Source organism: Nocardioides sp. LHG3406-4, from assembly GCF_049897745.1.
Lineage (GTDB): Bacteria > Actinomycetota > Actinomycetes > Propionibacteriales > Nocardioidaceae > Nocardioides.
Window position 1 is genome coordinate 320,358 of record NZ_JAFCWV010000003.1, and the last position, 22,569, is coordinate 342,926.

Below are 22,569 nucleotides of genomic sequence, written 5' to 3' on the forward strand. Positions count from 1 at the left end.
GCCCGGCCGGGTCGAGCCGTGACCCGGTTCGGCTACACCCTGATGACCGAGCAGTCGGGGCCCAAGGACCTGCTCCGGCACGCCGTCGCGGCCGAGGAGGTGGGCTTCGACTTCGAGGTCACGAGCGACCACTACTTCCCGTGGCTCAGCGCGCAGGGCCATGCGCCGTACGCCTGGACGGTCCTCGGTGCGGTCGCGCACGCGACCGAGCGCGTCGACCTGGCGACGTACGTCACCTGCCCGACCATGCGCTACCACCCGGCGGTGGTCGCCCAGAAGGCGTCGACGCTGAACCTCCTCGCCGACGGGCGGTTCATGCTCGGGCTGGGCAGCGGCGAGAACCTCAACGAGCACGTCGTCGGGGATGGCTGGCCGGCCGTCGATGTCCGCCAGGACATGCTCGCCGAGGCGGTGGAGATCATCCAGCGGCTGTTCACCGGTGAGCTGGTGACGCACGACGGCACCTACTTCAGGGTGGACTCCGCGCGGGTGTGGGACCTGCCCGACGAGCCCACGCCCATCGGGGTGGCGGTGTCGGGGGAGAAGTCGGTCGAGCGGTTCGCGCCCGTGGCCGACCACCTGGTCGCGGTCGAGCCCGAGCCCGAGCTCATCGAGACCTGGAACGCGACCGACGGTGCGCGGACGATCGGGGCGGGCGGTGCCCGGGCGATCGGGCAGATCCCGATCTGCTGGGACCCGCAGGAGGAGCGGGCCGTACGTCGCGCGCACGACCAGTTCCGCTGGTTCGCCGGTGGCTGGGCGGTCAACGCCGACCTCCCGACGACCGCCGGCTTCGCGGCGGCGACCCAGTTCGTGCGTCCCGAGGACGTCTCCGCCCAGATCCCCTGCGGGCCCGACCTCGACGCGATCGTCGACAAGGTCAGGCCCTACTGGGAGGCGGGCTTCACCGACATCGCGCTCGTGCAGGTCGGGGGAGACTCCGTCGACGAGTTCCTGCGGACGGCGGCGGGGCCGCTGCTGGAGAAGCTGAGGGCGGCGGCCGGCTGAGTCAGCGCAGCCGCGGCAGCACGTGCTGGGCGAACACGTCGATGAACTCCGCCTGGTCGGGCCCGACCTGGTGGACCACGAGTCGCTCGAGGCCGATCTCGCAGAGCTCGGCGAGGCGGGTGACGTGTCGGTCCAGGTCTGCCGACGCGACCATGGTCGAGAGGATCGTGGCCGGGTCGACGCCGGCGACCGCCCGCGCCACCTCCTCGGGCGTCTCGAGGTCCTGGGTCTGCGCGGGCGGGAGCGCGTTGACGGGCCAGCGCATGACCGCGAGCCGCTGCGCCGCCTCGTCGTCGGCCGCCCAGGCGACGTGCACCTGCAGGTGGACCGGCAGCGAGTCGCCTCCGTGCTCACGGAACGCGTCGACCACGCGGCGTACGGCGTCGGGATCGCTGCCCACGGTGATCAGCCCGTCGGCCCAGCCTGCGACCTCCGCTGCCGTCTCGGGCGTCATGGCCGCGGCGAAGAGCCGCGGCGGCTGATCGGGAAGGGAGTAGAGACGGCCCCGGTGCACCACGGGATCGTCGCAGTCGACCGTCTCGCCGGCCAGCAGGTCGCGGAAGAGTCCGGCGCAGGTGGCAAGCCGCGCGTTGCGCGCCGGCTTCTCGGGCCAGGGGTCGCCGGTGACGTGCTCGTTGGTCGCCTCACCCGAGCCCAGGGAGACAGTCAGCCGACCGGGGAACAGTCGGGCGAGGGTGGCGATCGCCTGCGCATGGACGACCGGGTGGTAGCGCTGTCCGGGCGCCGTCACGACGCCGAACGGCACGTGGGTGCGGGCCATCGCCGCGCCCAGCCAGCTCCAGGCGTGGCCCGACTCCCCGTCCGGGAACCACGGCGCCAGGTGGTCCGAGGAGTGCACCCCGTCGAATCCCGCCTGCTCGGCGCGGACCGCGAGCTCGAGCAGCCGGTCTGGTGGCAGCTCCTCGTGCGAGGCGTGCCAGGCGATCTCGGTCGGCATCAGCTGATCCTCCGGTCGTCGGGGCGTACGACGCGCAGCCAGCGGTGGTCGTAGGCCGACAGCGTCAGCGCCAGGCGCTCTCTGGGGCCGGGCTCCAGTCGCTCCTGCGCCGGGACCAGCAGGTCGACGAACCACGAACCGGGTTCGAGGTCCGGCACCGTCAGCTCGACCTCCACCGGCTCTGCTCCGAGGTTGTGGACGGCTAGCAGCGTCCACTCGTCGTACCGGCACACGTGCGCGAGCACCGAGGAGTGGTCGTGGTCGAGGATCTCGACCCCGGACCAGCCGATCTCGGAGGACTGGCGGTAGCGCGAGATGAGACGTTGCATGAAGGACCACAGCGAGTCGGGGTCGCTGCGCTGGTCGGCGACGTTGACGTGCTCGGGGCCCCACACGCCGGTAGGCACCGGCCGTGGCAACCGGCGCGTCGTGGCGGGGGAGAACCCCCCGTTGTCGGCCGCTCTCCACTGCATCGGCGTGCGCACCGACATCCGGCCAGGCACGTCGAGGTTCTCACCCATCCCGATCTCCTCGCCGTAGAAGAGCACGGGGGTGCCGGGCAGGGAGAACATGAGGGAGTACGCCATCTTGATGCGCCGCATGTCGCCCCCGAGCATGGTGGGTAGCCGGCGTCGCAGGCCGCGACCGAACAGCTGCATGTCCTCCTCCGGGCCGAAGGCCTCGAACACCTCCTGGCGCTCGGCCGCGCTCAGCTTGTCCAGGGTGAGCTCGTCGTGGTTGCGCAGGAAGTTGGCCCACTGGCTGGCCGGGTCGACGCTGGGTCGCGCCCGGAGGGCCTCGACGAGAGGGGTGGCGTCGCCGCGGGCCATCGAGAGGTAGATCGCCTGCATGCCGACGAAGTCGAACTGCATCGAGAGCTCGTCGCCGTCGCCACCGCCGAAGAACTCGCGCTGCCCTTCGTAGGGAAGGTTCACCTCGCCGAGCAGCACCGACTCACCCACCCGGCGACCGGCGTAGGTGCGCAGGCTGCGCAGGTAGGCGTGCGGGTCGAACGAGGGGAACCGGCGCTCCTTCTGGGGCAGCTGGTCCTCGGCGAAGAGGAACGGCACGGCGTCGATGCGGAACCCCGAGACGCCGAGCTGCAGCCAGAAGCCCATGGTGCGCGCGATCTCGTCGCGCACGTCGGGGTTGGCGAGGTTCAGGTCCGGCTGCGTCTTGTAGAAGTTGTGCAGGAAGTACTCGCCGGACTTCTCGTCGAGCTCCCAGATGCTGTCCTCGACGTCGGGGAAGACGACCTGCTTCGAGGTGCCGGGGGGAGCCGAGCTGCGCCAGACGTACCAGTTGCGCCGGGGGCTGTCCGTGGATCGCAGCGCCTCGCGGAACCACGGGTGCCGGTCGGAGGTGTGGTTCATGACGAAGTCGATGACCACCCGGATGCCGCGGGAACGGCAGGTGTGCACGAGCTCGACGAAGTCGCCGTGCGTGCCGACGCGCTTGTCGACGCCGTAGAAGTCGGTGATGTCGTAGCCGTCGTCACGATCCGCCGTCGGGTAGAATGGCATCAGCCACAGGCAGGTGATGCCGAGGTCGGCCAGGTAGTCGATGCGGCGGGTCATGCCCCTCAGGTCGCCCTGGCCGTCGCCGTCGAGGTCGAGGAAGGTCTGGACGTCGGCGCAGTAGACGACCGCGCTCTTCCACCACAGGTCGGCGGTGTCGGTGAAGTTCACCCGCCTGACCGTACGGCGATCGCCGCCGCACGCCAACCAACGCGCCCGGACCGCCCGAGAAGTGGGTTGCTGTCGCGGCCTCGCCAGCTGCGTAAGTGGCGAGAACCGCGACAGCAACACGCCTGCGCCGACCCCCGTCGAGGCGCAGGCAGCTATTCCTCCGCGTGCTTGCTGAGCTCCGCGGCGAGCTGTGCCTTGCTGCGACCCCCGGCGGGGATGCCGGCGTTCGCAGCCTGTTGCTGCAGCTCCTGCTTGGTGATGTCGTCGGGCTGTTCACCCAGGTGGGCGGCCCGACTGTCGAGGAACGCCTGGCCGAGCTCCATCCGACGCTCGTCGGTGAGCTTGTCGCGCATGCCGGGCAGCACGCTGGACTCCTCCTCCTTGACGTGGTGGGTGACGGCCTCGACCAGCTTGGCGAGCTTCTCGTCGTACGCCGGCTGCTCGGGGTCGCACGCCGCCAGGTCGGCCAGCAGCTGGTCAGCCAGGAGGTGCTCCTCCTGGCTGTGGGCCACTTCCTCGGACTCGCCTGCCTCGTCCTTGGCGACGGGGTAGACCTCTGCCTCCTCGGCCCGGCTGTGGGCCGTGAGCAGGGTGGTCAGGACCGGGGTCATCCCGGGCCGGGAGCTCGGGTCGGACCGCAGCTGCTCGAAGATCCGCTCCACCTCGCGGTGGTCGCGCATGATCAGGTCGACGACGTCCTCTGGCATTGACAGGGCTCCTAGGTGTGGCGACGGCAGTTCGGGCCCCCGGTACCCACCTCGGCCCTGGTTCATGCCACGCCCCCACGGTGCTGGGTCAGCTCGGCCGGGGGTGGGGGACTCCGAGACGTGCGGCCGCATCCTGCCTGGCGTCGAGGACGCTCGACCACCGTCGTCGTGCTGTTCGTCCTCCTGGCCGCGACCGACTGTGCCGGCGCCCGCGACGACGACGTGGGCGCGAGCGTCCCCCGCTCCTACGAGGCGGTGGACGCGCAGGACGGAGCGACCGCCTGCAGGCTCCTCGCCCCGGAGACGCGCCGCGAGCTGGAGGAGTCGAGCGGGGCGCCCTGCCCGACCGCGGTGCTCGACGAGGTGAGCGCGGCCGTCGGCCCGCGCTCCGTGGTCGTGATGTCGAACGTCGCCCAAGCGCGCGGCGGCGGAGACGTCACGTTCCTCTCGCACTTCCGGCACGGTTGGCTCATCACGGCGGCCGCCTGTCGTCCACGTGGCCACCAGTCCTACGACTGCCTCGGCCGACTTCTGGAGCCGCAGCCTGCAGAACTGGCAGTCGGAGTTCCTCGCCGTCGGGTCGTGGTGGCCCTGTCCATCTACCTGCGCGAGCGCGGCTCACCCGAGAGCAAGCCGGTCGGGGAACCCACAGCAGCACGGGGATCGAGGGCTGAGGCCGGTTCAGAGGTCCTCCGGGCCGGAGGCGTCGGTGCCCGAGGGATGCGGCTGCTCGGGGAAGTTCACCTGCTGGTCCGGGTCCTCCTCGACGCGTCGCGAGGCATCGGCGGCCGAGATGGCCTCCTCGGCCGGCTCGCAGACGTGGCGTCGACGGCCCAAGACGACGTGTCCTGCGTGAGCCCGCCGCGGTGGGCCGCCGACCTCACCCGGTATCCCGCTGGCGACGTTCCAAACGCTCCGGTGCGACGAAAATCCTGCATGGCCCGGACCCGGGTCGGGTACCCGCGAGGAGGGACCAGCCACGCGATCGGCCACGAGACTGGCCGTGAGATCGGGAGGTGCGCCATGCCAGGCGGCAAGAAGGCGAACGTTAAGAACGAGGCCAGTACGAGGCGCTGAAGGACAAGGGCATGTCCACGCAGGGCGCGGCGAGGATCGCCAACTCCCCGGACGCGTCCAAGCACGGCGGCAAGAGCAGCGGCAGGGGTGGCAACAGCAGCCAGGGGGGCACGACCGCCCAGAAGAAGGAGGCAGGCCGCAAGGGCGGCAAGGCGGCCGCCAAGAAGAGCTAGCCGAGGAAGGGCTAGCCCACCGGCCTGCGCACGGGCAGGTTCGACGCGTGCGCGACCAGGTCTGCCGGATCGTCGTAGACGACGTCGGCACCGGCGTCGACCAGCTCGGAGTCGGAGAAGCCACCGCACCGCAGGCCCACGGCGTACGAGTCGAGCTCCTCGGCGGCCAGCATGTCCCACACGGAGTCGCCGACGACCATCGCATGCCGGCCGTCGACCCGCTCCAGCGCGACCTTGAGGAGCTCGGGGGCCGGCTTCGTGGCCTCGACGTCGCTGCCGGCCACCCACGCGTCCAGCTGGCGCGAGTCCTCGAGCTTCTCGATGGCGGAGCGGGTCTGCTCCTCGGTGCCCGAGCTGGCGACGACCACCCGGAAACCGCGCTCCTTGAGGGTGCTGATGAGCTGATGGGCGCCCGGGAGCGGCTGGATGTGGGGCAGCACCCGCTCGTAGAGGGCGTCGTGCCGCGCCCGGAGCTCGTCGCCGGCGGCGCGCTCGGTGCACTCCCCGGCGACCTCCGGCACGAGCCGGTCACCACCCATGCCGATGGCCCGGTGGATGCGCCACTCCGGGATGATCCGCCCGATCTCCGCGAACGCCTCGGCCCAGGCCCGGACGTGCCGGTAGTTGGAGTCGATCAGCGTGCCGTCGACGTCCAGGACGACCGTGTCCACGGGCCGCTGGTCCTGCGTGTCCATCTCCCGAGGTACCCCGCGGGTCACGACTCATGCGCCCTTCAGCGTGGCTCCGCCGAGCGCACCCGGTGGAGGATCTCCTCGGCGAGCCGGGCCGGCTCCTCCTCCGGGATCCAGTGGCTGACGCCCTCGAAGACCTCGAAGCGGTAGTCGGCCTCGACGTACGACGCCGCCAGCTCGGCACCGTGCCTGCCGAGGGCGGTGTCGCGGTCGCTCCACACGTGGGTGGTGGGCACCCGGACCCGTCGGCCCAGGCCGGGCGGAGTGGGCAGGAGCATGGCGCGGTACCAGCCGAGCGCGTGCGGCAGGGCCCCGCCGCGGACCATCTCTTCGTGGTAGCGCGCCACCGACGCCTCGCTCATGCCGGAGGAGCGCAGGAACCGGTCGGCGTACCCGCCTGAAAGGAGTCGCTCCGGCAGCCACGGGAGCTGGAACCCGCCCATGTACCAGCTCTTGCGGAGCTGGCGGGGAGTGCGCAGGGACCGCATCATGGCTCGTGGGTGCGGCACCGAGACGGCGGTCAGGGAGCGGACGAGGTCGGGGTGCGCCGCCGCGGTCGACCAGGCGACGGCGGCACCCCAGTCGTGTCCGACGAGGTGGACCGAGTCCAGCCCGGCCGCCTCGGCCAGGGCGACGACGTCCCCGACGAGGTGGTCGAGGCGGTAGTCGCGCCGTCGGCGCGGGCGCGCACCGGGGGAGTAGCCGCGCTGGTCGGGGGCCAGGGTGCGGAGGCCACCGGCGTGGAGGTGCGGGGCCACCCCCGCCCAGGACGTCGAGGTCTGCGGGAAGCCGTGGAGCAGCACGACGGCCGGTCCGTCGACCGGCCCCTGGTCGCGGACGTCGAACCTCAGCCCGTCGTGGGCGTACGACGACAGGCGCGGCGCCATCAGCCGGCCCGCCGCTCGTTGGACCGGAAGGTCCGTCGGTACTCACCGGGAGCGACCCCGACCCGGGCGCCGAAGTGGTGTCGGAGCAGTGCGGCCGACCCGAAGCCCGCGCGGTCGGCCACCGTCTCGACCGGCAGGTCGGTGCCCTCGAGCAGCGTCCGCGCGTGGTGGATCCGCTGCGCGAGCAGCCACTTGGCGGGGGTCGTGCCGGTCTCGGCGGCGAAGCGGCGCGCGAAGGTGCGCTCGGACATAGCGGCCCGACTCGCCAGCACGCGGACGGGCTGCTCCTCGACCAGGTGCTCGCGCATCCACTCGAGCACCGGCTGGAGCGTCTCGCCGGCGATCTCGGGCACCGGCATGTCGATGAACTGCCGCTGCCCGCCGTCGCGCTGGGGCGGCACCACCATCCGGCGCGCGATCCGGGTCGCGATGGCGGCTCCGAGCTCGCAGCGCACGTGGTGCAGGCACGCGTCGATCCCAGCGGCGGTGCCGGCGCTGGTGAGGATGCGGTCGTCCTCGACGAAGAGCACGCCGGGGTCGACCCGGGTGCGCGGGAACCGTCGCTTCAGCTCGTCGCTGTGCCGCCAGTGTGTGGTGCTGCACCGGCCGTCGAGCAGTCCGGCCTCGCCGAGCGCGAAGGCGCCCGAGCAGACCGAGAGCAGCCAGGCACCGTCTGCGTGTGCCTGCCGGAACACCTCGAGCACGGCCTCGCTGGGGGTGTCGGAGTACTCGTACGCCGGCGCGACCACGAGGTCGGCGCCCCGGGCGGCGTCCAGCCCGTAGGGAGGAGTGACCGTGATGCCGTGCGAGATCTCGACGGGCACGCCGGGGCGCTCAGCGCACAGCCGGAAGTCGATCAGGGGCACGCCATCGTCGGTGCGGTCGATGCCGAAGACCTCGTGGACGACGCCGAGCTCGAAGAGAGTGGGGCGACCGGGGAGCACGACGGCGACGGAGGTGAGAGCCATCGCCCCAGTATGGCAGAAACTTTGCGAGCACGGTCTTTCCTGCCACTCGTGGCAGGAAACGTGCGGTGGCAAAGTTCCTGCCATGAACACTCTCGCAGACCTCAACGCAGTGATAGCAGCCGTGACCATGGCGCTGGTCCTGATCGGACTGGTCGTCCTCCTCGAGCACAACCACCGTCGTACGGCGGGCCTGCCCCGTGCCCCGTTCGGGGCGGACGCCGAGGGCGACGCCGACCTCGCCCGCATCCACCGGGAGCTCGGCGTCGCCCGCTCCCGGCGGCCTCAGTCGTCGGGATCGTCCTCGCGCGCCAGCCAGGTCGCGAAGCGCTCGACGGCGGTCTCGAACTCGGGATGGGTGTCGGTGAACTCCTGAAGCCGGTCGGCCACCCAGGCCAGGGTGACGTCCTCGTCACCCCGCCTGGTCTGGAGCTCCTCGATGCCTCGGTCGGTGAAGTACACGGGTCAGGGATCAGTAGTCGGTGCCGTCGCCCGCCGACGGAGCGAAGGCCGCCGCGATCAGCGACTTCTGCTCCTCGGCGTGCCGCTTGATGGTGCCGACCGACGGTGACGCCGACGCGAGCCGGGTGACCGGCTCGACGGCCACGTCCAGGCTCGGCCACACGTTCAGCGCGAAGTACGGCCACGGGCCCATGTTGACCGGCTCGTCCTGCACCCAGCGGACCGCCTTGAGGTTGGGGTACTTGGCGATCTCGGCCCGGATGTCGTCGATCGGCTGCGGGTAGAGCTGCTCGACGCGCCCGATCGCGACGGTGTCGCCGTCGTCGCGCTTGGCCCGCTCGACCATCAGGTCCCAGGTGACGCGGCCCGAGCACAGCAGCAGCGTCTCCACGGTGGACGGGTCGGCCTTCTCGTCACCGATGAACGGCCGGAACGTGCCCTCGGTGAAGTCGGAGGGCTGCGAGGCCGCCTCCTTGCGCTTCAGCATCGACTTGGGCGTGAAGACGATCAGCGGTCGGTGCTCCTCACCCAGCGAGTGCCGCCGGAGCAGGTGGAAGTACGACGCGGGCGTCGACGGCTGGGCGACCGTCATGGTCTCCTCGGCGCACATCGTCAAGAAGCGCTCGATGCGGGCCGAGGAGTGGTCGGGACCCTGTCCCTCGTAGCCGTGCGGCAGCAGGAGCACCACACCGGACTGCTGGCGCCACTTGGTCTCGCCGGCGCTGATGAACTCGTCGATGACCGTCTGGGCGCCGTTGACGAAGTCGCCGAACTGCGCCTCCCACAGCACCAGCGCGTCGGGACGGGCCACGGAGTAGCCGTACTCGAAGCCCAGCGCGGCGTACTCGGACAGCAGCGAGTCGTAGATGTGGAACTTCGCCTGGTCGTCGGTGAGGTTGGTCAGCGGCGTCCACTCGTCGGCGTTGACCCGGTCGATGATCGTGGCGAAGCGCGAGACGAACGTGCCGCGGCGGGAGTCCTGGCCCGCAAGTCGCACCGGGCGGCCGTCCATGAGCAGCGAGCCGAGCGCGAGGATCTCGCCGGTGCCCCAGTCGATCGGGCCGTCGGCGATGGCGGCGGCCCGACGCTGCAGCTGCGGCATCACCTTCGGGTGGACGGTGAAGCCCTCGGGCGGCGTGATGTAGGCGTCGGCGATCCGCTTGAGGACCTCGGGAGTGACCGCTGTGGCGGTGTCGCCGGCCGGCTTGTCGGGGTAGTCGGGGACGGTGGTCCACTCCGACACGGCGTCCGAGCTCGCCTCGCGCACCTCGGTGAAGACCCGCTCCAGCTGCTGCTGGTAGTCCTTGAGGACCTGCTCGGCCTCGTCGAGCGTGATGTCGCCCCGGCCGATGAGCGACTCGGTGTAGAGCTTGCGCACCGAGCGCTTCTGCTCGATCAGGTCGTACATCAGCGGCTGCGTGTACGACGGGTCGTCGCCCTCGTTGTGTCCACGACGGCGGTAGCAGACGAGGTCGATGACGACGTCCTTGTTGAACGTCTGGCGGTACTCGAACGCCAGCCTGGCCACCCGGATGCACGCCTCGGGGTCGTCGCCGTTGACGTGGAAGATCGGCGCCTGGACCATCCGCGCGACATCGGTGCAGTAGAGCGAGGAGCGCGACGAGCCGGGGGAGGTCGTGAACCCGACCTGGTTGTTGACGACCACGTGGATGGTGCCGCCGGTGCGGTAGCCGCGCAGCTGCGAGAGGTTGAGCGTCTCGGCCACGACTCCCTGGCCGGCGAAGGCCGCGTCCCCGTGGATGAGCAGCGGCAGGACGGGGTAGGCGGCGCCCTTGTCGAGGACGTCCTGCTTGGCGCGCGCGATGCCCTCGAGCACCGGGTCGACAGCCTCGAGGTGCGAGGGGTTGGCGGCCACCGACACCTTGATCTCGTCGCCGTTGCCGGCCACGAAGGTGCCCTCGGCACCCAGGTGGTACTTCACGTCACCGGACCCCTGGACCGTGCGCGGGTCGATGTTGCCCTCGAACTCGCGGAAGATCTGGGAGTACTTCTTGCCGACGATGTTGGCCAGCACGTTGAGGCGGCCGCGGTGGGCCATGCCGATGGTGACCTCGTCGAGGTCGACCTCGGCGGCGGCCTCGCAGATCTCGTCGATCAGCGGGATGGTCGTCTCGCCGCCCTCGAGGGAGAAGCGCTTCTGGCCGACGAACTTGGTCTGCAGGAACGTCTCGAACGCCTCGGCCTGGTTGAGCTTGAGCAGGATGCGCAGCTGCTCCTCGCGCGGCGTCTTGGTGTGCGGGCGCTCCACGCGCTCCTGGATCCAGCGGCGCTGCTCGGGATCCATGATGTGCATGTACTCGATGCCGGTGGTGCGGCAGTAGGAGTCGCGCAGGATGCCCAGGATGTTGCGCAGCTTCATGAACCGCCGGCCCTCGCCGCCGAACGAGCCGGTCGCGAACTCCCGGTCGAGGTCCCACATGGTCAGGCCGTGGGACTCGATCTCGAGGTCGGGGTGGCTGCGCTGGCGGTACTCCAGCGGGTCGGTGTCGGCCATCATGTGGCCGCGCACCCGGTAGGCGTGGATCAGCTCGAGGATCCGGGCCTGCTTGCTGATGTCCTCGTCGTGCGACGTGGCGATGTCGGAGGCCCAGCGGATCGGCTGGTAGGGGATGCGCAGGGAGCGGAAGATCTCGTCGTAGAACTCGTTCTCACCGAGCAGGAGTCCGTGCAGGCGCTTGAGGAACTCGCCCGACTGCGCACCCTGGATGACGCGGTGGTCGTAGGTCGAGGTGAGCGTCATGACCTTGCCGATGGCGTTGCGCGCGACGGCCTCCTCCGAGGCGCCCTGCCACTCGGGCGGGTACTCCATCGCGCCGACGCCGATGATGGCGCCCTGTCCCTTCATCAGCCGCGGCACGGAGTGGCTGGTGCCGATGCCGCCGGGGTTGGTCAGGGAGATCGACGTCCCCTGGAAGTCGGTGACCGCGAGCTTGTTGTCGCGCGCCTTGCGGACGATCTCCTCGTACGCCGTCCAGAAGGCCGCGAAGTCCATGTTCTCGGCGGCCTTGATGGCCGGCACCAGGAGCTGACGGCTGCCGTCGGGCTTCGCGACGTCGATGGCCAGGCCGAGGTTGATGTGGGCTGGGGTGATCAGGTTGGGCTTGCCGTCGACCATGTCGAAGCCGACGTTCATCTCGGGCATCGCGGCGACGGCCTTCACCAGGGCGTAGCCGACGATGTGGGTGAACGACACCTTGCCGCCGCGGGCGCGGGCCAGGTGGTTGTTGATGACGGTGCGGTTGTCCCAGAGCAGCTTGACCGGGACCGACCGCACGGACGTCGCGGTCGGCACGGTCAGGGAGGCGTCCATATTGGTGACGGTCCTGGCTGGGGCGCCGCGCAGCACGGTGAAGCTCGGCGCGTCGCTGGCCTCGGAGCGCGCGGGGGGCGTGGGGTCCTTGGCGACCGGCTTGCTGGTGCCCTGCGCGGGCTCGGCCGCGGCGGCCGCGGGACGCGGCTTCGCCGTGGGCGTGGGGGCGGCCTTGGCCTCGGCGGGCTGGGTCTTCGCCGGCTCGGGCGCAGTCTTCGCCGGAGCCTTCTCGGGAGCCTTCTGCTCGGTCTTCTCCTGCTCGGTCTTCTCCTGGGCGGGCGCCGCGGGGGCGGCCTGCTGGGGGGTCGCCTGCGCGGCGGGCGCACTGGCCGACGTACCGTTGGAGGCTGCAGCGTTGCCGGTCATGCCGTGCGCCGTGAAGTAGGACACCCACTCGGCGGCCACGCTGCCCGGGTCCTTCTGGTACTGCTCGAGCATCTCCTCCGCGAGCCACTCGTTGGCTCCCAGGTCGGAACCTGGGTCGGCCCCGGCCGACTCGGTGGAGGTCTGGTCAGGACGGGAGGACTGCGGCACGGCTTGGTTCGCCTCTTCCGGGATCGCGCGCGGTGTGTGAACGCCCACAAGGCTAGTCGCACGGGCGCACAAATGCAGGGCCGAGGGGTCCGATTGCGGCAGGGTGTTACCAGAGCCACACGAGCAGGGGATGAGCAGTAGATGAGAAGCCCGATCCACGGGCGCGTCGCGGCGGCAACGGTCGCCGTGATCTGCCTCTCGATGATGACCGCGTGCTCCGACGACGAGCCGCGCGCACAGTCGGCCCCGACGACCCCGGCGTCCAGCACCACCACGGTCGCCGAGCCTGCCGTCGCACCGCCACTGACCACCCAGGCCGAGGTCAAGAAGGTGGTTGGCAAGCTCGAGTCGGGCGGCCGGGGCCAGCTGGTCCGGCAGATCACGCCGGTGGTCGACACGTGGTGGGAGGCCGCCTACCTGGGTGGCACCTGGCCACGCACTGCCTTCCGTGACGCGTTCCCGGGCTTCACGCAGGGCGCCACCAAGGAGGCGCGTCGCGACAAGGACCTGTTGAGCAACGCCGACATCGGCGCCGACGTGACCGCGGTGACAGCCACGAAGCGCGACGTACGTCTCGACGTCATCGCGCCGTCGGGCCGCATCGCCGGTGTCACCGCGCGGATCGCGCTCGACTACGACACGACCGGTGAGCAGCCGCACCAGGTCACGGTGCGCGGGCGGGTGTTCCTGACCCGCAAGGAGGGCACGTGGCGCATCTTCGGGTACGACGTCCGCAAGGCCGTGAAGTGACCGGACCCTCCTGGCGGGCAGCCGCCCGCACCGTCGTGCTCGGAGTCGTGCTGTCGGTGTGCTGCCTCGTGGTGCCGGACGCAGCAGTCCAGCCGACGGACGTCGCCCTGGTGCGGGTGACCAAGGCGTCGGGAGTCGCCAACACCCCTGACGTCATCTGGATCCTGGCCGTCGGCTCCGACGCGCGTCCTGGCCAGAACATGCTGCGCAGCCGGGGCGACGCCCTCCAGCTCGTCGGGATGAACACCCACACGGGTGCGGCCACGGCGATCGGCGTACCCCGCGACTCCTGGGTGAGCATCCCCGGCTACGGCATGGAGAAGATCAACGCCGCACTCTTCTTCGGCGGTCCCCAGCTGATGGCCGCGGCCATCCGCAACCTCACCGGCATCACCGCCGACTACGTCATGGTGACGCGCTTCCCGTTCTTCGAGCAGATGGTCGACGACATCGGCGGCATCACGGTGGCGAACCCGCGCTTCTTCTACGACCCGGCGCTCAAGAGCAACGGGTTCAAGAAGGGGCCCATCCACCTCGACGGCTACGGCGCGATGGCGTTCTCGCGGATCCGCAAGTCACTGGCGGGAGGCGACTTCGAGCGCTCCGCCAACCAGCAGCGCACCCTGCGTGGCATCCAGGCCAGGGTGGCGTCGCAGGCCGAGCGTCCGGGGTTCATCGAGCGGGGCGTGCTGACGGCCCTCAAGCACCTGGGCACCGACGTGGGGCCGGCCGAGCTGTTCCGCATCGCCCAGGCCGTCGCGCTGGTCAACCCCCGCAAGGTGACGACGTGTGTGGTGCCGGGACGCATCGGGTACGCCGGCGCGGCGAGCGTGGTCTTCCCCGACGTCGCGCAGGCACGTCGCTGGGGCCGGGCGGCCCGCGCCGACGCCCGGCTCGAGCGCTGCTGACGCCTACTTCGCGTAGATCCGGCCACCTGCTGTGGCCAGGTCGATGCGCACCTGCTCGGCGAACAGCTGGATGCGCAGCGCGGTGACCTCGGCGCCGTAGAAGCTCTGCGACACGATCCGGTGCGTGATCAGGCCCATGCCGTTCGGCAGCTCGACCGACTGGCCGGGTGCGGGCACCGGCAGGGGCTGTCCGCCCGCGACGATGCTACCGACAGAGGTGGCGATCGTGCGCTTGACCTTGCGGCCGTCCTTGCCGCGCATCTTGACCAGTGTGTTGACGTCGCTGATCTCGAGCTGGGCGGCGGGGACGGACACGGTGCCGACGTGGGTGGACGAGAAGCCCTTCGCGAGGTCCTGCTGCGCGTGCTGGCTGCCCCGGTGGCTGTAGACGACGTCGGTGAGCGCGACGGCGGTGCCGGCGAGCAGCGAGGCGGAGGGGACCTTGTAGGTGACGGTCCTGCCGAGCGTGCCCTCGCAGGGCAGTGCCTTGTGGGCGATCGAGCCGAAGTGCAGCGCGTCGCCGAGCGCGTAGAGGTCCATGGCGGTGCCGCCGGACCGGAAGACTCCGGCGGGGGCCGGCTTGCCGACGCGGGTGTGTGCCTGGCCGAGGGTGAGCTCCTGCTTCTCGCCGCCGGCGGTGATGGTGACGACCAGCGAGGTGGCGTCGGAGGCGGCGCTCTTGCCGGTGACGTTGCCGCCGGTGCGGCCGACCCCGATGCTGCCGAGCCCGGGGATCTGGATCGGCGCAGTGACGTCGTGCAGGACCTCGAACACGTCGTCGGCCACCGCCGACGTGCCGGTGAAGACGGTGTCGGTCACCTGGGTCAGCGGGCCGAGCAGCTCCTGGAGCTGGGGAGGCAGCTGCTCGAGGACCGTGCCCTCCAGCAGCTCGAGCCGGATCCCGCCGAACGACGCGTCCTCCGCGTGGCCGAACCTGCCGTCGTCGTTGAAGGCGTCGGCGGAGCTCTTGAGGCCCTCGATGACGAGTCTCGGCGTCTTGATCCCTCCGGGCAGCTCGCCTCCGATCACGATGTCCCCGATGGTGTTGACCCCACGGACGCCGTAGCGGCTGCCCGACTGGTACGTCTGGGTCGTGCTGGTGCTGGCGGAGACGTTCACGAGCGGGTTGTCGGGCACCGCGACGACCGACTTCCGCGTGACGGTCTGGTTGACGCGGCGGGTGCACCGCTGCTGGGCGTGGGCGTCCTTGACGTTGAAGGCCTCGACGCCGCCGGTGACGAGCTTGGCGCCGTAGACGTCGGCGCGGAAGCCGAGGTCGGTGAAGTCGGGGCCTTCGCCGGGCTTGGGCTTCGCCTGGGCGGCGCCGCCGGTCAGCACCAGGCCGGTCGCGAGCACGCAGGCGGTGGCGGCGGCCAACACCGCACGGATGGTGGCACGGATGGTCGGGCGGATGGTGTGGCGGATGGTGTGATTGGACACGTGGTTCCCCCCAGGAAGTCGTCCAGCGGTGGGCGAGATCATCGCACCTCGACCCGCTGGTGACTCGCGGGCACGAGGCGCGCCCATCTCGGCTAACGCGGCATGTAACGCGCAGTTACGGCCCCCGGATGGCCGGCACCGGGCCCCGGGTGCGCAGGCACGGCAGCGGCCCCTGACCCCGGTGAGGGAGTGAGGGGTGGGTGCCGACGCGACGATGGTGCCCCCGGAAGGATTCGAACCTTCGCTCCCGCCTCCGGAGGGCGGTGCTCTATCCCCTGAGCTACGGGGGCCAGCGGGCTGGCCACTGTGACTGCGTGGTGCGGTGCTGACCTTACAGGCGTGCTCGTCAGGGAGTGAAACCGGTTCGGGGAGTGTGCACCTGCGCCGATAGGCTGGGCCGGTGACTCCCGAGGAACTCTCTTCCGTGATCGTCTCCGCGCTCGAGGCCCTGGAGGCCGAGGGCGCCGTGGCGCTGCCCGACGGAGCCCCGAGCGAGGTCACGGTCGAGCGACCCCGGCAGAAGGGTCACGGCGACTACGCCACCAACGTCGCGCTCCAGCTCGCCAAGAGGGCCGGCACCAACCCGCGGGCGTTCGCGGAGCTGGTGAGCGCGAGGCTGAGCGCCGCCGACGGCATCGCGGGTGTGGAGGTCGCCGGGCCGGGATTCCTCAACATCACCGTTGAGGCCGGTGCCCAGGGCCAGGTCGCGGCCGACATCGTCGCTGCGGGGGCGGCGTACGGCTCGGGCATGGCGCACACCGGCGAGAAGATCAACGTGGAGTTCATCTCGGCGAACCCGACAGGTCCGCTGCACCTGGGCCACACCCGCTGGGCCGTGGTGGGCGACGCGCTGGCCCGGGTGCTGGAGGCAGCCGGGGCGGACGTCACCCGGGAGTTCTACATCAACGACCGCGGCAACCAGATGAACCTCTTCGGCGCCTCACTCGAGGCCGCCGCGCTCGGGGAGCCGACTCCCGAAGGCGGTTACCACGGGGGCTACATCGCCGACCTGGCGGCCGAGGCGGTCGCGGCCGACCCGGGCCTGCTCGACCTGACCGGCGAGGCACGAACCGTGGCCTTCCGCGAGGCGGGGTACGCCCTGCAGCTCACGCAGCAGCAGGAGCAGCTCGACGCCTTCCAGACCCATTTCGACGTGTGGTTCTCGGAGCGGACGCTGCACAGCTCCGACGACGTCGCCGCCCAGCTCGAGAAGCTGCGGTCCCGGGGCCACCTGTTCGACGCGGACGGCGCCCTGTGGATGCGCACGACCGACTTCGACGACGACAAGGACCGGGTGCTGATCCGGTCCAACGGTGAGCTGACCTATTTCGCCAGCGACACCGCCTACTACGTCAACAAGCGTCAGCGGGGCTTCGACCGCTGCATCTACCTGCTCGGTGCCGACCACCACGGCTATGTGAACCGGCTGCGGGCGATGGCGGCGTGCGCGGGCGACGACCCGGACCGCAACATCGAGGTGCTGATCGGTCAGCTGGTCAAGATCATGCAGGACGGCGAGGAGCTGAAGCTGTCGAAGCGGGCCGGGACGCTCGTCACCCTGGAGGAGCTGATCGAGCTCATTGGCGTGGACGCCCTGCGCTACACGCTGGCCCGGTTCCCGGCGGACTCTCCGCTCACTCTCGACGCGGCCGAGATGACCCGGCAGAGCAGCGACAATCCCGTCTACTACGTGCAGTACGCCCACGCCCGCGTCGCCTCCATCCTGCGCAACGCTGCAGACCTGGAGCTCGCCCCGGCGAAGGACGAGGCCTTCGACCCGAGCCTCCTCTCCCACGAGAAGGAGGGCGAGCTGCTGAGGGCGCTGGCCGAGTTCCCGCGGGTGGTCGCTGCTGCGGCCCAGCTGCGCGAGCCGCACCGGGTGGCCCGCTACCTCGAGGACACCGCCGCGACCTACCACCGGTTCTACGACGTCTGCCGGGTGCTGCCGATGGGCGACGAGGAGCCCACCGACCTGCACCGGGCCAGGCTCACCCTGGTGGCCGCGACCCGCGTCGTACTCGCCAACGGTCTGGCCCTGCTGGGCGTCAGCGCCCCGGACCGGATGTAGCCGGGTGACACACGAAGCCGGCTGGGCGCACGCGCCCGGCGCCCTGAGGGGCCCGTCCTGGCTGCGCCCGCCGGACGACGCCAACGCCCTGCTGCCCCAGCTGTGGTCGTCGACGGCCACCAAGGTCGCCGGCGACCTGGTCGTCGGTGGCATCGCGGTGGCCGACCTCGTGGCGGAGCACAACACCCCGGCGTACGTCCTCGACGAGGCCGACTTCCGGGCCCGGGCCCGCGCCTTCCGGGAGGCTTTCGCCGAGAGCGCCGGGTGGGACGTCTACTACGCCGGCAAGGCCTTCCTCTGCACCACGGTCGCCCGCTGGATCGCGGAGGAGGGACTCTCGCTCGACGTCTGCTCCGGCGGCGAGCTCACCGTCGCCCTGCGCGCCGGCTTCGACCCGGCCCGCATCGGCTACCACGGCAACAACAAGACCCTGCCGGAGCTGCGGCGCGCGGTCGCGGCCGGAGTCGGCCGCATCATCGTCGACTCCTTCGAGGAGATCGCGCGGCTGGCCGCCGCGACCCGCGACCTCGGCACGAGCACGAAGGTGATGGTGCGCGTGACCGCCGGCGTCGAGGCGCACACCCACGAGTACATCGCGACCGCCCACGAGGACCAGAAGTTCGGGTTCTCGATCACCAGCGGCGACGCGCTCGAGGCCGTACGCCGGGTGCTCGAGGCCGACGGCCTGGAGCTGCTCGGCCTGCACTCCCACATCGGCAGCCAGATCTTCGACTCCTCGGGCTTCGAGGTGGCCGCCCGCCGGGTGCTGGCCCTTCACGCGACGGTGTCCGACGAGCTGGGCGTGACCATGCCCGAGATGGACCTCGGTGGAGGCTTCGGCATCGCCTACACCACCCAGGACGACCCGTCGGAGCCCGCGCAGCTGGCGATCGAGATGACCAAGATCGTCGAGCACGAGTGCCAGGCACTCGGCATCGCCCAGCCCCGGCTGTCGATCGAGCCGGGTCGGGCCATCGTCGGGCCGTCGATGTGCACCGTCTACACCGTCGGCACGGTCAAGCCGGTGACACTTGACGGCGGCGCCGTGCGCACCTACGTCAGCGTCGACGGGGGGATGAGCGACAACATCCGCACCGCGCTCTACGACGCCGACTACTCCTGCACGCTCGCCGGTCGCGCCTCCGACGCGCCGCCGGTGCTGGCCCGGGTGGTCGGCAAGCACTGCGAGGCCGGCGACATCGTCGTCAAGGACGAGTTCCTCCCCGCCGACGTCGCGCCGGGCGACCTCGTGGCGGTGCCCGGCACCGGTGCTTACTGCCGCTCGATGGCCTCCAACTACAACCACTCGCTGCGCCCACCGGTGATCGCTGTGCGGGACGGCGTCGCATCCGTCCTGCTGAGGCGCGAGACTGAGGACGATTTGTTGGCGACGGACGTGGGTGCTTCATGATCGAGGGTGACAAGCCCCTCCGGGTGGCAGTTCTCGGGTGCGGGTCGGTGGGGTCACAGGTTGTTCGGCTGCTCGGTGAGCAGGCCGACGACCTCGCGGCCCGGATCGGCGCACCCATCGAGCTCGCCGGGGTCGCCGTACGACGTCTCGATGCGCAGCGCGAGATCGAGGTGCCGGACGGCCTTCTGACCACCGACGCCGCCGGCCTCGTGGCCCGCGACGACGTCGACCTCGTGGTCGAGGTCATCGGCGGGATCGAGCCCGCGCGCAGCCTCATCCTCAGTGCCCTCGAGCACGGCGCGTCCGTCGTCACCGCCAACAAGGCGCTGCTCGCCGAGGACGGCCCGACCCTCTTCGAGGCCGCCGACAAGGCCGGCCGCGACCTCTACTACGAAGCCGCCGTGGCCGGCGCCATCCCGATCCTGCGCCCGCTGCGCGAGAGCCTCGCCGGTGACCGGGTGACCCGGGTGCTCGGCATCGTCAACGGCACGACCAACTTCATCCTCGACAAGATGGACACCGCGGGCAGCGGCTTCGCCGAGGCACTGGAGGAGGCCCAGGACCTGGGCTACGCGGAGGCCGACCCGACCGCCGACATCGAGGGCTTCGACGCCGCCGCGAAGGCCGCGATCCTCGCCAGCCTCGCCTTCCACTCGCGGGTGACCGCCTCCGACGTGCACCGGGAGGGCATCTCCGAGATCACCGCCGCCGACGTCGCCTCGGCACGCGACATGGGCTCCGTGGTGAAGCTGCTCGCCATCGCCGAGCTCCGCGACACCGGCGACGGCGCACCCCAGGCGGTGTCCGTGCGGGTGCACCCCGCGATGATCCCGCGCAGCCACCCGCTGGCCAGCGTGCGCGAGTCCTACAACGCGGTCTTCGTGGAGTCCGAGGCCGCCGGCCAGCTGATGTTCTACGGTCCCGGCGCCGGTGGGGCACCGACCGCCTCCGCGGTGCTGGGCGACCTCGTCACGGTGGCGCGCAACCGCCTCAGCGACACCCGCGGTGTGGGCGAGTCTGCGTACGCCGACCGGGTGGTGCTGCCGATGGGGGAGACCGTCACCCGCTACCACGTCGCCATCGACGTCGACGACCGCGCGGGCGTGCTGGCCGCGGTGGCGAACGCCTTCGCCGACCACGACGTCTCGATCCAGACCGTCCGCCAGGAGGGACGCGGTGCCGACGCCCAGCTCGTCGTCGTGTCCCACCAGGCCACCGACGCGCAGCTCGCCGCCACCGTCGAGCAGCTGCGCTCCATGGACATCGTGCACGAAGTGACCTCAGTGATGCGGGTCGAAGGAGACACTGAATGAGCACCGGCCGGACACACCAGTGGCGGGGCGTCATCGAGGAGTACCGCGACCTCATCGACATCCCGCCCGACCTCGCGGCGGTCACCCTGGGGGAGGGCGGCACTCCGCTCGTGCACTCCGACTGGCTCAGTGCCCAGGCCCGCGCCGAGGTCTGGCTCAAGGTCGAGGGGGACAACCCCACCGGGTCCTTCAAGGACCGGGGCATGACCGCGGCCATCTCGGTGGCCAAGCACGAAGGCGCCGCGGCAGTGGTGTGCGCCTCCACAGGCAACACGTCGGCGTCGATGGCAGCGTACGCCGCCAAAGCCGGTCTCAAGCCGCTCGTGCTCGTGCCGGAGGGCAAGATCGCCGCCGGCAAGATGGCGCAGGCGATCATGCACGGCGCGCAGGTGATCATGGTGCGCGGCAACTTCGACGACTGCCTGACCCTGGCGCGCCAGCTGGCCTGGAGCTACCCGGTCGCCCTGGTCAACTCCGTCAACCCGGTGCGGCTGCAGGGTCAGAAGACCGCGTCCTTCGAGGTCGTCGACTTCCTGGGGGACGCTCCCGACCACCACCTCCTGCCCGTGGGCAACGCCGGCAACATCTCGGCCTACTGGCTGGGCTACGAGGAGTACGCCGCACTCGGCCGATCGACGAAGCGGCCCAGGATGCTGGGCTTCCAGGCCGAGGGCGCCGCGCCGCTGGTCACCGGTGAGCCGTTCCCGGACCCGGAGACGAAGGCCACCGCGATCCGCGTGGGGAACCCCGCCTCGTGGAAGCTCGCCGAGGCGGCTGCCACCGAGTCCGGTGGCGGATTCGCCGCACTCTCCGACGCCCAGATCCTCTCGGCGCAGGCCGAGCTGGCCAGGCGTGACGGCGTCTTCGTCGAGCCGGCTTCGGCGACCGGGGTCGCCGGGCTGCTCGCCGCACTGGCGGCGGGTGAGAGCTTCGCCGGCTCGACCGTCGTCATCACGGTGACCGGGCATGGGCTGAAGGACACCTCGACCGCGCTGGAGGGCACCGGAGACCTCGTCGACGTGGTGGTGGACGCCGACGTCGACGCCGCCGCGGCGGCGGCCGGCCTGACCTGATGGTGTCGTTCGTCGACCACGCCGTCAGCGTCACCGTGCCGGCCACCTCGGCCAACCTCGGGCCCGGCTTCGACTCCCTCGGCCTCGCGCTGTCGATGCGCGACGAGCTCAGTGCCTCCGTCGCGCCGGCGGGGCTCGACATCGACGTCGAGGGCGCCGGCGCAGACGACGTGCCCCGGGACGAGACGCACCTGGTGGTGCGGGCGATGCACGCCGCCTTCGCCTCGATGGATGCCCGGCCACCCGGTCTCGTGCTGCGCTGTCGCAACGTCATCCCGCACAGTCGCGGGCTCGGCTCGTCGTCGGCGGCCATCGTCGCCGGGCTGGCGCTGGCACGTGCGCTGGTCGCCGGCGGCTCACTGCTGCTCGACGACGAGGCTCTCTTCCAGCTCGCCGCCGAGCTGGAGGGGCACCCCGACAACGTGGCCCCGGCGCTCCTCGGCGGCTTCACCATCTCCGGTCACGACGACGGCGAGTTCTTCACCGTCGCCTCGTCCGTGGACCCGCGCGTGACGACCGTCGTCTTCGTGCCGCCCACGCCTGTCGCGACCTCCGTTGCCCGCGGCCTGCTGCCGGACGTCGTACGCCACGCCGACGCGGCGGCCAACTCCGCCAGCACGGCGCTGCTCGTCGCCGCACTGGCCGGCCGCCCTGAGCTGCTGCTCCGGGCCACCCGCGACCACCTCCACCAGTCCTACCGCGCGCCGGCCATGCCGGAGTCGCTCCGGCTGGTGGAGGCCCTGCGCGCCGACGGGGTGGCCGCCGTCGTGTCAGGCGCCGGGCCCACGGTCCTGGCGTTCACCGATGCGGCCTCGGTGGACTCTCTCCTGGCCCGTTGTCCGCTCGGCTGGACGCCACATCACCTGGCCGTGGAGGCGCGCGGCGTCCTCGTCGGCTGAGGTCACCCGCGGCAGGCGTGCTGCGCCGGGTGAGGCGTTTGGCTGCGCCGGTGGTATCTTGAAGGCGCGCCATTCGGCGTGAGCACCCCATCCGATGACGCGTTCGCCATCGCACCGGGTGCGCAACCTTCCTCATCAACGTGCCGACCTCGGTCGCGCACCCGCCGACACGGCTGCCCGAGGTGGCCCGGCGGGGTCCCGCTGGTGAGGAAGCACCGCAGACGA

At 71.2% G+C, this 22,569-nt stretch carries 20 protein-coding genes, 1 tRNA gene and 1 pseudogene; 10 read left to right on the forward strand and 12 right to left on the reverse strand.

What is annotated here, in order from left to right; translation table 11 throughout:
- Positions 1–18 precede the first annotated feature (18 nt).
- Positions 19–1,008, forward strand: coding sequence for an LLM class F420-dependent oxidoreductase (locus tag ACP7BP_RS13285; RefSeq protein ID WP_426245142.1), 990 nt, complete (start codon positions 19–21; stop codon positions 1,006–1,008).
- Between the two features lies 1 nt (position 1,009).
- Here the strand turns inward: ACP7BP_RS13285 and ACP7BP_RS13290 are convergent, their stop codons facing one another.
- The 4 genes from ACP7BP_RS13290 to ACP7BP_RS13305 all read right to left on the reverse strand — a co-directional run bounded on the left by ACP7BP_RS13290 (position 1,010) and on the right by ACP7BP_RS13305 (position 4,801).
- The gene (locus tag ACP7BP_RS13290) at positions 1,010–1,966 is read right to left on the reverse strand and encodes a TIGR03557 family F420-dependent LLM class oxidoreductase (protein WP_426245144.1); all 957 of its coding nucleotides are present in this window, start codon (positions 1,964–1,966) and stop codon (positions 1,010–1,012) included.
- Positions 1,966–3,654 (reverse strand): alpha-amylase family protein, encoded by a 1,689-nt coding sequence (locus tag ACP7BP_RS13295; RefSeq protein WP_426245146.1) that lies wholly within the window; start codon positions 3,652–3,654, stop codon positions 1,966–1,968. Before ACP7BP_RS13295 ends, ACP7BP_RS13290 begins: the two co-directional genes overlap by 1 nt.
- Positions 3,655–3,806: 152 nt before the next feature.
- Entirely contained in the window at positions 3,807–4,361 is a 555-nt protein-coding gene (locus ACP7BP_RS13300; RefSeq protein WP_426245147.1) for a hemerythrin domain-containing protein, read from the reverse strand.
- A gap of 245 nt (positions 4,362–4,606) precedes the next feature.
- Entirely contained in the window at positions 4,607–4,801 is a 195-nt protein-coding gene (locus ACP7BP_RS13305) for a hypothetical protein (protein WP_426245149.1), read from the reverse strand.
- Between the two features lie 56 nt (positions 4,802–4,857).
- Between ACP7BP_RS13305 and ACP7BP_RS13310 the strand changes: the two are divergent.
- A pseudogene (locus tag ACP7BP_RS13310) lies at positions 4,858–4,961 on the forward strand (DUF6766 family protein); the annotation flags it as partial.
- Positions 4,962–5,042: 81 nt separating this feature from the next.
- Here ACP7BP_RS13310 and ACP7BP_RS13315 read toward each other — a convergent pair.
- On the reverse strand, positions 5,043–5,198 hold the full coding sequence (locus ACP7BP_RS13315; protein WP_426245447.1) for a hypothetical protein: 156 nt from the start codon (positions 5,196–5,198) through the stop codon (positions 5,043–5,045).
- Between the two features lie 251 nt (positions 5,199–5,449).
- Between ACP7BP_RS13315 and ACP7BP_RS13320 the strand changes: the two genes are divergently transcribed.
- A complete protein-coding gene (locus ACP7BP_RS13320) occupies positions 5,450–5,611 on the forward strand; it encodes a DUF7218 family protein (RefSeq protein ID WP_426245150.1) in 162 nt (53 codons plus the stop codon).
- 11 nt (positions 5,612–5,622) lie between these two features.
- On the opposite strand, the gene ACP7BP_RS13325 is transcribed toward ACP7BP_RS13320, so the two are convergent.
- The 5 genes from ACP7BP_RS13325 to ACP7BP_RS13345 form a co-directional block, all read right to left on the reverse strand.
- Positions 5,623–6,306, reverse strand: a complete 684-nt coding sequence (locus ACP7BP_RS13325) for an HAD family hydrolase (protein WP_426245151.1) — start codon at positions 6,304–6,306, stop codon at positions 5,623–5,625.
- Positions 6,307–6,344: 38 nt separating this feature from the next.
- Positions 6,345–7,190 carry an alpha/beta fold hydrolase gene (locus tag ACP7BP_RS13330; protein ID WP_426245153.1) on the reverse strand — a complete coding sequence of 282 codons (846 nt, stop codon included), beginning with the start codon at positions 7,188–7,190 and terminating at the stop codon, positions 6,345–6,347.
- Complete coding sequence (locus ACP7BP_RS13335; protein WP_426245155.1) at positions 7,190–8,158, reverse strand: helix-turn-helix domain-containing protein; 969 nt, start codon at positions 8,156–8,158, stop codon at positions 7,190–7,192. The genes ACP7BP_RS13330 and ACP7BP_RS13335 overlap by 1 nt, the downstream gene beginning before the upstream one ends.
- A 282-nt stretch (positions 8,159–8,440) precedes the next feature.
- Complete coding sequence (locus tag ACP7BP_RS13340; protein ID WP_426245157.1) at positions 8,441–8,617, reverse strand: DUF6104 family protein; 177 nt, start codon at positions 8,615–8,617, stop codon at positions 8,441–8,443.
- A 10-nt stretch (positions 8,618–8,627) separates the two neighbouring features.
- On the reverse strand, positions 8,628–12,482 hold the full coding sequence (locus tag ACP7BP_RS13345; protein ID WP_426245159.1) for a multifunctional oxoglutarate decarboxylase/oxoglutarate dehydrogenase thiamine pyrophosphate-binding subunit/dihydrolipoyllysine-residue succinyltransferase subunit: 3,855 nt from the start codon (positions 12,480–12,482) through the stop codon (positions 8,628–8,630).
- A 141-nt stretch (positions 12,483–12,623) separates the two neighbouring features.
- Here ACP7BP_RS13345 and ACP7BP_RS13350 point away from each other — a divergent pair, with 141 nt between their 5' ends.
- Together ACP7BP_RS13350 and ACP7BP_RS13355 are read left to right on the forward strand one after the other, a co-directional pair.
- On the forward strand, positions 12,624–13,232 hold the full coding sequence (locus ACP7BP_RS13350) for a hypothetical protein (RefSeq protein WP_426245161.1): 609 nt from the start codon (positions 12,624–12,626) through the stop codon (positions 13,230–13,232).
- The gene (locus ACP7BP_RS13355) at positions 13,229–14,140 is read left to right on the forward strand and encodes an LCP family protein (protein ID WP_426245163.1); all 912 of its coding nucleotides are present in this window, start codon (positions 13,229–13,231) and stop codon (positions 14,138–14,140) included. The genes ACP7BP_RS13350 and ACP7BP_RS13355 overlap by 4 nt, the downstream gene beginning before the upstream one ends.
- A 3-nt stretch (positions 14,141–14,143) precedes the next feature.
- Here ACP7BP_RS13355 and ACP7BP_RS13360 read toward each other — a convergent pair whose 3' ends face one another.
- Positions 14,144–15,580, reverse strand: a complete 1,437-nt coding sequence (locus ACP7BP_RS13360) for a choice-of-anchor P family protein (protein ID WP_426245165.1) — start codon at positions 15,578–15,580, stop codon at positions 14,144–14,146.
- Positions 15,581–15,795: 215 nt separating this feature from the next.
- Positions 15,796–15,870, reverse strand: a tRNA-Arg gene (locus ACP7BP_RS13365).
- A 110-nt stretch (positions 15,871–15,980) separates the two neighbouring features.
- On the opposite strand from ACP7BP_RS13365, the gene argS reads away from it, so the two are divergent.
- Genes argS through thrB form a run of 5 tightly spaced genes read left to right on the forward strand, consistent with a single transcriptional unit; the run spans position 15,981 to position 22,344 of the window.
- A complete protein-coding gene (argS, locus tag ACP7BP_RS13370) occupies positions 15,981–17,648 on the forward strand; it encodes an arginine--tRNA ligase (protein ID WP_426245166.1) in 1,668 nt (555 codons plus the stop codon).
- Between the two features lie 4 nt (positions 17,649–17,652).
- Positions 17,653–19,059, forward strand: a complete 1,407-nt coding sequence (gene lysA / locus ACP7BP_RS13375) for a diaminopimelate decarboxylase (protein ID WP_426245168.1) — start codon at positions 17,653–17,655, stop codon at positions 19,057–19,059.
- Positions 19,056–20,372, forward strand: coding sequence for a homoserine dehydrogenase (locus ACP7BP_RS13380; RefSeq protein ID WP_426245170.1), 1,317 nt, complete (start codon positions 19,056–19,058; stop codon positions 20,370–20,372). Before lysA ends, ACP7BP_RS13380 begins: the two co-directional genes overlap by 4 nt.
- Positions 20,369–21,445 (forward strand): threonine synthase, encoded by a 1,077-nt coding sequence (gene thrC / locus ACP7BP_RS13385; protein ID WP_426245171.1) that lies wholly within the window; start codon positions 20,369–20,371, stop codon positions 21,443–21,445. Before ACP7BP_RS13380 ends, thrC begins: the two co-directional genes overlap by 4 nt.
- Positions 21,445–22,344, forward strand: coding sequence for a homoserine kinase (gene thrB, locus ACP7BP_RS13390; RefSeq protein WP_426245173.1), 900 nt, complete (start codon positions 21,445–21,447; stop codon positions 22,342–22,344). The genes thrC and thrB overlap by 1 nt, the downstream gene beginning before the upstream one ends.
- The last annotated feature ends 225 nt before the right edge of the window (positions 22,345–22,569 follow it).

Bases quoted from the DNA above. Each gene is read 5' to 3' on its own strand.
- ACP7BP_RS13290 (WP_426245144.1), bottom strand. From the start codon at position 1,966: ATGCCGACCGAGATCGCCTGGCACGCCTCGCACGAGGAGCTGCCACCA.
- ACP7BP_RS13300 (WP_426245147.1), bottom strand. From the start codon at position 4,361: ATGCCAGAGGACGTCGTCGACCTGATCATGCGCGACCACCGCGAGGTG.
- ACP7BP_RS13320 (WP_426245150.1), top strand. From the start codon at position 5,450: ATGTCCACGCAGGGCGCGGCGAGGATCGCCAACTCCCCGGACGCGTCC.
- ACP7BP_RS13325 (WP_426245151.1), bottom strand. From the start codon at position 6,306: ATGGACACGCAGGACCAGCGGCCCGTGGACACGGTCGTCCTGGACGTC.
- ACP7BP_RS13330 (WP_426245153.1), bottom strand. From the start codon at position 7,190: ATGGCGCCGCGCCTGTCGTCGTACGCCCACGACGGGCTGAGGTTCGAC.
- ACP7BP_RS13335 (WP_426245155.1), bottom strand. From the start codon at position 8,158: ATGGCTCTCACCTCCGTCGCCGTCGTGCTCCCCGGTCGCCCCACTCTC.
- ACP7BP_RS13350 (WP_426245161.1), top strand. From the start codon at position 12,624: ATGAGAAGCCCGATCCACGGGCGCGTCGCGGCGGCAACGGTCGCCGTG.
- ACP7BP_RS13380 (WP_426245170.1), top strand. From the start codon at position 19,056: ATGATCGAGGGTGACAAGCCCCTCCGGGTGGCAGTTCTCGGGTGCGGG.
- thrC (WP_426245171.1), top strand. From the start codon at position 20,369: ATGAGCACCGGCCGGACACACCAGTGGCGGGGCGTCATCGAGGAGTAC.
- thrB (WP_426245173.1), top strand. From the start codon at position 21,445: ATGGTGTCGTTCGTCGACCACGCCGTCAGCGTCACCGTGCCGGCCACC.